6 protein-coding genes and 1 pseudogene are annotated in these 5,594 nt (G+C 65.9%); 3 read left to right on the top strand and 4 right to left on the bottom strand.

The features are described 5' to 3' along the window. On the top strand, positions 1-210 hold a 210-nt coding region (locus ACWGJ5_RS46390), incomplete at its 5' end, for an ATP-binding protein (protein ID WP_453315615.1). A 196-nt stretch (positions 211-406) separates the two neighbouring features. Here the strand turns inward: ACWGJ5_RS46390 and ACWGJ5_RS46385 are convergent. Then, entirely contained in the window at positions 407-1,114 is a 708-nt protein-coding gene (locus ACWGJ5_RS46385) for a transposase (RefSeq protein WP_453315614.1), read from the bottom strand. Here ACWGJ5_RS46385 and ACWGJ5_RS46380 point away from each other — a divergent pair. Next, positions 1,082-1,728, top strand: a pseudogene (locus tag ACWGJ5_RS46380) (IS110 family transposase); the annotation flags it as partial. The gene ACWGJ5_RS46385 and the pseudogene ACWGJ5_RS46380 sit on opposite strands and share 33 nt — an antisense overlap. A 358-nt stretch (positions 1,729-2,086) precedes the next feature. Further along, positions 2,087-2,737, top strand: coding sequence for a hypothetical protein (locus ACWGJ5_RS46375; protein ID WP_453315613.1), 651 nt, complete (start codon positions 2,087-2,089; stop codon positions 2,735-2,737). A gap of 225 nt (positions 2,738-2,962) precedes the next feature. On the opposite strand, the gene ACWGJ5_RS46370 is transcribed toward ACWGJ5_RS46375, so the two are convergent. The 3 genes from ACWGJ5_RS46370 to ACWGJ5_RS46360 all read right to left on the bottom strand — a co-directional run. Beyond that, positions 2,963-4,144 carry a PP2C family protein-serine/threonine phosphatase gene (locus ACWGJ5_RS46370; protein ID WP_453315612.1) on the bottom strand — a complete coding sequence of 394 codons (1,182 nt, stop codon included), beginning with the start codon at positions 4,142-4,144 and terminating at the stop codon, positions 2,963-2,965. An 832-nt stretch (positions 4,145-4,976) separates the two neighbouring features. After that, complete coding sequence (locus ACWGJ5_RS46365; RefSeq protein WP_453315611.1) at positions 4,977-5,249, bottom strand: hypothetical protein; 273 nt, start codon at positions 5,247-5,249, stop codon at positions 4,977-4,979. 51 nt (positions 5,250-5,300) lie between these two features. Next, a partial coding sequence (locus tag ACWGJ5_RS46360) for a TetR family transcriptional regulator (protein WP_453315610.1) occupies positions 5,301-5,594 on the bottom strand: 294 nt, incomplete at its 5' end.

Raw genomic sequence — 5,594 nt, 5'->3', positions numbered from 1 at the left:
ATCCGGCTGCGGCTCATCCAGCACCAAGTCCTGACCTGCGAAGTCTTTGACAGCGGAAAGTGTTACCCGCGCCTGCGCCATGCCCGCATCGTCGACGAAGACGGCCGGGGACTGTTCCTGCTAGCCCAGTTGTCCAGCAGGTGGGGCTTCCGCTCCGCAACGGGCGGCAAGTTCGTCTGGGCCGACCAAGACCTCCCGTCCACGCTGTGAAGCGGGGATCGATGAGGGCTTCCCCCTCGGTCCCCACGCCAGCACCCCAATGCCGCCGCGGAGATCCCCCTAAAGGCTGTCCTGCCTTTCAGGACGTGGGCCTGATCTGATCACTCGTAGGATCGGAGGGCCCGGGGGCTCCGGGTATGGCTACTAAAAGAGCGTTTTGTTCCGGCGGGAGTGTTTGGTTCGAGGTTCAGGTGTCGCGCCAGTTCGGGGTGGATTCGCTGGTGAGTCGTCGGCTTATGAGGTCGGTCATCGCGACGTGGATCATGGCTTCGGAGCGGTGGGGGTGTCTCTCGTAGTCGCGGGCGAGGCGGCGGTGGTGCATGAGCCAGCCGAAGGTGCGCTCGACAACCCAACGTCGGGGGATCACCTTGAACCCTTTGACACCGGGGTCGCGTTGGACGACCTCGACGTCGATGCCGAGGCGGGCGCCGTGGTCGATGGCTTTGGTGCGATAGCCGGTATCGGTCCGGGCCTTGGTCACGCGAGGACTGGTGGCGGCGACCCGGGAGAGCAGACGGATGCGATTTTCTTCCCCGCATCGATACCTTGGGCCGGCCGCGGGGACGTTGGCGGAGGTCTTGATGCTCTGTGCGTCCAGCGCACAGGCGCTTGGCTCGGCATCCCGCCCTTCGGCTTCGCGCACCAGGCGCCGCAGCAGCCCGTTGAGCTGGTCGAAGATCCCTTCCTTCTGCCAGGCGGCGAAGTAGCCGTAGACCGTCCTTAAGAATATGAGGCGGTCCGGGAGGACCGGGTGCGGCTGGTAGACCGTTGCCGTTGATGGCTCTGGAAGATTGGCCGCCCGGTCCTCCGGGACACTCCGGCCACTGATTGAGAGCTGCGGACATCGATGGGTTAAGGACCCGTCGGCGGAGATGGCCGGGTGCTCTTCTCTCACAAAGTGATCAACGATGAGAACGAGATCCTCCAGCTCATCGCGGTCGCCTGCGAAACGGGTGTCGAAGTGCGCTGGGCCGTGGACATCTCCGGCCGGGCTTCCACGCTCCTTCTGGCTCTGCTCATCGCCCATGGTCAGCAAGTCGTGTATGTTCCCGGTCTCACGGTGAACCGGATGTCTGGCGCCTACCGTAGCGAGGGCAAGACGGATGCGAAGGATGCACTGGTCATTGCCGACCAGCCCGTATGCGCCGGGATCTCGACACCCTGAGCACGCCGCCTGAGCTGGTCTCCACGCTCCAGTTGCTCACCACCCACCGGGCCGATCTGATCGCCGACCGCGTGCGGTTGGTCAACCGTCTGCGGGACCTCCTCGTGGGCATCTGCCCTGCTCTGGAACGCGCCTTCGATTACTCCGGGGCGAAGGGGCCCGTCATCACGCTGCCGGAATACCAGACGCCTGGGGCAATCCGCAGGAGCGGCGAGAAGCGGTTGGCCGCCCGGCTGGAACGGCGCGGGGTCTACGGTGCTGCCGCCGTCGCGGCCAAGGCAGTGGAGGCCGCCCGGTCTCAGCACACCGAACTGCCGGGTGAGGAACATGCAGCTCGGCTGTTGAATATCACCAATGCCCCCGAACGGAGTAACGCCTTAGTCCGGCATGTGCACGGTCGCACGCCGATACCTGGTCACAGATTTACGTAGAGTGACCAGAATGTTCCTGACGCTTGTTTGAGCTGAAGGAAGGCCCCACCCATCCGCCTCGGTAGGACGCCCAACCCTTATAGGCGGGGGCGAGTGAATCAAAGGCGGGATGGCTCGGGGGGTGTTGTGGCACTGGTTTCCGCAGGACAGCGGAGCTCGGAGTCGATAACTCTTGAAGCGCGGCCCACCTGCCGCACATCCCCCGTTTCAGGGCTTGATCCGGCGTTCGGTGACGTACGAGCCGGTGATCCCGGGAAAGCGAGGCTTTCAGATGCGCAAGGCAATATCCTCCCTGGCAGCGGCCGGTGTGCTGGGCCTGTCGATGGGCGTCCCGACAACGGCAGCCGCAGCCTCAGACTCCGGCTCGCGCAGCTTCCGGGCCCACTTGACTCCGATCCCGACGAACAACGTGACCGGCTCGGGCACCGCGACCGTGTCCGTGTCCGGTCACAAGGTCACCGTGAGGATGACCGTGAAGGGGCTCCTCGCCGGGGTTCCGCACGCGGCCCACATCCACATCGACGGCATGGGCACGTGCCCCGCTGCGGCCGCGGCCACCAGCCTCAACGGGCACATCGCGATCAGCACCACCGACGGCATGAAGTCTTACGGCAAGATCGGCACCTCCCTGACCACCAGCGGCGACACTTCCCCGGCCAGCGCACTGGCGGTGACCCGCTTCCCCGTGGGCAGCTCCTACCAGTACTCGCGCACCATCACCGTCAACAACGATGTGGCCGGCAAGATCCGCGCCGGCAAGGCCGTCATCGTCGTGCACGGCATCGACTACGACGGCAGCGGCAAGTTCACCAACGTGCTGGGCCCCAGCGAGCTAGACCCCAAGCTCCCCCAGGCCGCCACCGCCCCCGCGCTGTGCGGCACGCTGAAGGCCACGTCCTCCAAGGGCGCCACGACCGGCTAGCCTCGGCGTTTCATGACGGCTCGTCAGTGCAACTGGCGGGCCGTCTCGGAGCGTTGGGCTGATGGTGGGCAGGTTTTGATGGCCCGGCTGTCGCGTCGGGTCGGCGCCGGGTTCCACGGCTCCGGGGATGGTGCTTCCCGATCGGGCACATCCGGACCGGAGCACCGTGCGTGATGGCGGCCGTCGTCCGGCTGTGTACGGCCTCGTTGCCGTCATCCGTGGCCGTCACTGCCGTGGGTTCGAGGTCTGGCGTCTGATCGCGATGATGGCGGCGTCGTCGCCGAGCGGTCCGCCGACGTGCGCGAGGAGATCGGTGTGGATGTGCTGGAGGAGTGCCGGTGGTTGGTGGTGGGTTTGGGTGGTGAGCCGTTCGGTGAGTGGGTAGAAGGCTCCGGTGGTGTTGCGGGCTTCGATGACGCCATCGGTGTACAGCAGCAGGGTGTCGTCCGCACGCAGGCCATGAGTGTCGAGGTGGTAGGTGGTTCTCGTGAGCGCGGCTAGGCCCAGCGGGGGTGCGGGTTGGCTGGCCTCCAGCGCTACGACTTCGTTCGGGCGAAGGCGTAGGGGTGGGGGATGTCCGCAGGTGACGCTTCGCACGACCGGCTCGTCGTCGGGGATTTCGAGGATTGCGGCGGTGACGAAACACTCCCCGTCCCGCCCGGATTCGACGGCCTCGCTCATGTTGTAGCGGACACTTCTGTCCAGTTCGACCGCAAGTTCTGGCAGGGTGCCCGGACTACGGGCGTACTCACGAAACGCACCGATCAGCCGGGCGGCGTCGCCAACCGCGGTCAGTCCCTTGCCGCGCACGTCTGCGATGATCAATCGTGTCCCGGTGGGTGTGCGCACGGCGGCGTACAGATCCCCGCCGACCTGCGCTTCGTCTTCAGCGGCCAGGTACACCGAGGCCGTGTGTAGCGGGCCGAGGTGGCGGGGCAGGGGAGGCAGTACAGCGAGTTGCGCGGCCTCGGAGACGGTTCGCACCTGGATCAGTTCTCGCTGACGCCGCTCCCTGACGTATCCGGAGGTGGTACTGCATATTGCGGTCGCGATCAGGACTGTCATCTGCGGTACGGGCAGCGCCATGTGGTGTATCGCGCAGAGGGCCGCCATGCTGGCTACGGCCGTGATCCCGACCAGCGCCGTGACCCGGGTACGGAAGTACCGCATCGTCATGACCGGCACGATGATCAGCAGGACGCACAGTTGGGCGGACGCGGACTGCGAAGGACAAATGAGCGTGAGCGCCAGAATGGGGAGAAAGGGCAGCACCGCCAGTGCGGAACGCTCTCGCTCGTCATGGGGACGAGGATGCAACCAACAGTTCACGGCTCCTTGCCACACTCGCCGTAGCCCCTGGGCGTGGCGTGGAATGCCAGACATACGATCTAGCAACACTTCCACCATGAAAACCTCCCTATCGGCGAACCCGGCTTTCGCTGTGCCCTCCTTCGCCGTATGACCGGCGACGGCCTGGCCGACAGCCTTACGGCTGGTGCCGCGGCGCAGCGACAGGGTGCCGACCGGTGCCGGCCTTTTGCGGCCCGTACGGCAGTGGCTGTTCGTTCGGTCCACACGGCCTTGCCTGCCTTCGTGTGTCGCGTCCCCCAGCGGTCGGCGAGTTGGGCGACGAGGAACAAACCGCGTCCGCCCTCGTCGGTGGTGGCTGCGGTCTGCGTCACATCGAGCGTGGTGCCGAGGCGCGCGCCCGCGTCGTGCAACAGCTTCAGGCGCCTGCCCGCATCGTCAGCCGGACAGCATGCGCAGAGGCACTTCCTCACGCCGGCGCATGGGGCGCCGACCGCCCAACCGTGCCCGCGATCGAACCTTGGCCAGGTGCGCACCCGCAGAGGCGCTGAGAATCATCGCGCACATGCTCACAAGTCCTTCTCAACATTGACTCCACATGCGAGTGAGGCAGATTAGCACATAACGGGCATTCATCCGGAAAGATGATTCTCTATGCCGAATACCGCTAGCGGCCACAACCTGGGCCCACCGGATACCCCGGTCAGCTCGCCCGGTCGGCCCCTGCCGGAGAAGGCAACATGTCAGGACCATGATGAACGCAAGTCACAGCCAACCCTCTCCGTGGCGCGCCCCACTCCGTCAGAGACGATGGGCCCCGTTCTGGAAACGGCCACGACGTGCAACGCTTGTGCTTGACAAGGAAGCAGACGGAGAGGGAGAGCGAGTGTCGCAACAGGCAAGCCCTCGAGCGAGACCGCCAGCCCAACCACTACCGGCCCGCCTTCCAGTCGGAATGCAGGATCGCCGCGTGGACAGCCGCGACGATCAACGTGAATACCAGCACGCCGCCCGACCAGTGCTTCGCGTTGCCGACCAGTGACGCGACGATCGGCGTGCCCCGGGCGAAGATGGCGTAGAGAGCGGGCACGTACATGGCAACGACCCGCTTCTTCGCCGCGACGAAAAACATCGGCGGCGCCGGCAGACCAGCGGACACCACCACAACGACCCACACCACTTTGTGCACGGTGGACGAGTACATACGGGCCCGGATCGGCGAGTTGACGTACGGACTACTCATCGTCCCCCCGGCTCAAAACCGAGAGCCCAGTGCGACCCAGGCCACGCCTGTGTGCGAGTCGCGCCGGATCCGCCGACGCGTCGAGCCGGTAGGCCCCGAGAAGAAGGCGGCCACGAAGTGGAAGCCGAGCACGCCCTCGGCCTGCCAGTCGATGACGGCACGCACGAGGCTCTCCTTGTTCGCGAAGTAGTGGCTCAGCTGCGAGCCGCTGACCCCCGCTGCTCTTCGCACCAGCTCGCTGTTCGTCGCGTTGACCCCCGCGTGTAGATCAAGTCCGCGGCGTGCTCGAGGATGCGACCTCGCGTC

Source organism: Streptomyces sp. NPDC054783, from assembly GCF_053611725.1.
The sequence above is the reverse complement of the archived record's forward strand: the minus strand, read 5'-3'. Positions and strand labels throughout refer to the sequence as shown.

Excerpts from the sequence above, each read along its gene's own strand:
- ACWGJ5_RS46375 (WP_453315613.1), top strand. The coding sequence starts at position 2,087 with ATGCGCAAGGCAATATCCTCCCTGGCAGCGGCCGGTGTGCTGGGCCTG.
- ACWGJ5_RS46370 (WP_453315612.1), bottom strand. The coding sequence starts at position 4,144 with ATGGTGGAAGTGTTGCTAGATCGTATGTCTGGCATTCCACGCCACGCC.
- ACWGJ5_RS46365 (WP_453315611.1), bottom strand. The coding sequence starts at position 5,249 with ATGTACTCGTCCACCGTGCACAAAGTGGTGTGGGTCGTTGTGGTGGTG.